The 2608-nt window shown below is 68.6% G+C and carries 3 protein-coding genes; all 3 read left to right on the top strand.

What is annotated here, in order from left to right:
• On the top strand, positions 1-552 hold a 552-nt coding region (locus tag ABZ260_RS49800), incomplete at its 5' end, for a D-beta-D-heptose 1-phosphate adenosyltransferase (protein WP_355569735.1).
• The gene (gene pfkB, locus ABZ260_RS49795; RefSeq protein WP_355632635.1) at positions 549-1490 is read left to right on the top strand and encodes a 1-phosphofructokinase; all 942 of its coding nucleotides are present in this window, start codon (positions 549-551) and stop codon (positions 1488-1490) included. The genes ABZ260_RS49800 and pfkB, both read left to right, overlap by 4 nt.
• Positions 1491-1556: 66 nt before the next feature.
• Positions 1557-2608: PTS mannitol transporter subunit IICB (locus ABZ260_RS49790; protein WP_355632633.1), on the top strand; the 1052-nt coding region annotated here is incomplete at its 3' end.

Raw genomic sequence — 2608 nt, 5'->3', positions numbered from 1 at the left:
CGCGATGAGGTGATGACGGCGGAGAAGGAGCGTATCGCCAAGGCGGCGCTGGCCGAGTTGCCGCAGGACGGGGCGATCATCATTGACGCGGGCACCACGACGGGCCGTCTGGTGCAGGCGTTGCCGGTGGATCGGGAGTTGACGGTGATCGTGAACTCGCCGCCGTTGGCGACCGCGCTGGCCACCCGCGCGAATCTGACGGTGTTCATGCTGGGTGGGCGGGTGCGGGGGCGGACCCTGGCCACTGTTGATGACTGGGCGCTGCGGCCGTTGGCCGATCTGCATGTGGACGTGGCGTTCATGGCGGCCAACGGTTGTTCGGTGGCCAAGGGGCTGACGACCCCGGATCCGGCCGAGGCCGCGATCAAACGGGCGATGGTCGAGGCCGCGCAGCGGTGCGTGCTGCTGGCCGATCACACCAAGTTCGCCAATACCTATCTGTCTCGTTTCGCCGCGCTGCAGGAGATCGATGTGGTGATCAGTGATGTCGGGCTCGATACCGGGGTGGCGGCCGAGATGGCCGCGGCCGGGCCCGAGGTGATCCGGGCGTGATCGTCACCTTGACTCTTAATCCCAGTCTGGATCGCACGATCGAGGTCGGGGCGTTGACGCGCGGGGCGGTGATCCGGGCCGCGGCAACTCATCTGGATCCCGGTGGTAAGGGGGTCAACGTCTCGCGGGCGTTGCTGGCCAACCGGGTTCGTTCGTGTGCGGTGGTGCCTTTCGGCGGGGATGAGGGGCGGCGGCTGGTGAGCCTGCTGTCGGCCGAGGGCATCGAGATGGTCACCGTGCCGGTGGCCGGCGCCACTCGTTCCAATGTCGCGCTGGCCGAGCCGGACGGCACGGTCACGAAGATCAACGAGCCGGGGACGGCGTTGTCGGCGGCCGAGTTGGAGGCTTTGGCCGAGGCCGTGCTCGGTGCGGCCGGCAGCGCGGACTGGGTGGTGGCCTCCGGTAGCCTGCCGCCGCAGGTGCCCGTTGATGTGTATGCGCGGTTGTGTGAGCGTTTCAGCGGTGCGGGGATCAACGTCGCGGTCGATACCAGCGGGCCGGCGCTGATGCACGCGCTGGTTCAGGGGCCGGCGCTGGTCAAGCCCAACCGAGAAGAGCTGAGCGAGGCCACCGGGATGGTCATCTCCTGCCTGGGTGATGCGATCAAGGCCGCTGAGAGTCTGCGGGCTCGTGGCGCGGGCACGGTCTTGGCCAGTCTGGGCGCCGATGGCGCGGTTTTGCTGCAGGGCGAGCAGGTCTGGTTCGGCCGGTGTGCGCTGGCCGAGCCGCGTAGTTCGGTCGGCGCCGGTGATGCGATGCTGGCCGGGTTCCTGGCCGGCGGCGCCCGCGGTGAGGGCGCGTTGGTCGAGGCGCTGGCCTGGGCGACGGCCGCGGTCGGGCTGCCCGGTAGCCGGATGCCCTCCCCTCATGACATTCGGCGTGATGACGTGCGTGTCATCGCGGCCGATCCCACCCTGCCGCTGCGGTCCGGGGGCTGACAGCGGCGCGGATCCACCCCCCTTGGCCGGCTCATCTGCCGGCCACCCCGGAAGGAGCAACACCACGTGAGCACCGATTACACCCCCACCGTCACGGGAACCGGGGTCAGAGCCAAGATTCAGCGTTTCGGCGGGTATCTCGCCGGGATGATCATGCCGAACATCGGGGCGTTCATCGCCTGGGGTCTGATCACCGCGCTGTTCATTCCCACCGGCTGGTTGCCGAACGAGAGTCTGGCGGCCCTGGTCGGGCCGATGATCACGACGCTGCTGCCGGTCTTGATCGGCTATACCGGCGGGCGGATGGTCCATGGTCAGCGCGGCGCGGTGGTCGGCGCGGTGGCCACCATGGGCGTCGTGGTCGGCGCGGAGAACCCGATGTTCCTCGGCGCGATGATCATGGGTCCGCTGGCGGCGTTCCTGCTGAAGCTGATCGACGGCTTCACCTCCGAGCGCACCAAGGCCGGCTTTGAGATGCTGGTGGACAACTTCACCGCCGGTATCGCCGGTGGCGCGATGGCGCTGCTGGGCGTGTGGGGTGTGGGCCCCATCGTCTCGGCGATCACCACCGTGGCCGGTAACGCGGTCGGCTGGCTGGTGGAGTCCAACCTGTTGCCGCTGGCCTCGATCCTGATCGAGCCGGCCAAGGTGTTGTTCCTCAACAACGCCATCAACCACGGGGTGCTGACCCCGCTGGGCGCCAACGAGGTGACCCAGTTCGGCAAGTCGATCCTGTTCATGCTGGAGTCCAACCCCGGCCCCGGCCTGGGCCTGCTGCTGGCCTACCTGTTCTTCGGTCCCCGGGCGCTGCGTCCCAGCGCTCCGGCGGCGATCATCATTCACTTCCTCGGCGGTATCCACGAGATCTACTTCCCGTATGTGCTGATGAAGCCCCGGCTGATCCTGGCGGTCATCGCCGGTGGCGCCACCGGGATCCTGGTGTTCATCATGACCGGTGCCGGGCTGGTGTCGGCGGCCTCGCCGGGCAGTATCTTCGCCTATCTGGCGGTGACGCCCAAGGGCGGCTGGTTCGGGGTGCTGGCCGGGATCTTCGCCGCGACCGCGGTGTCCTTCGCGGTGGCCTCGGTGCTGCTGGGCTTCGGCCGGGGCAAGGACGA

The organism is Streptosporangium sp. NPDC006013 (assembly GCF_040614275.1).
Lineage (GTDB): Bacteria > Actinomycetota > Actinomycetes > Streptosporangiales > Streptosporangiaceae > Streptosporangium.
The sequence above is the reverse complement of the archived record's forward strand: the minus strand, read 5'-3'. Positions and strand labels throughout refer to the sequence as shown.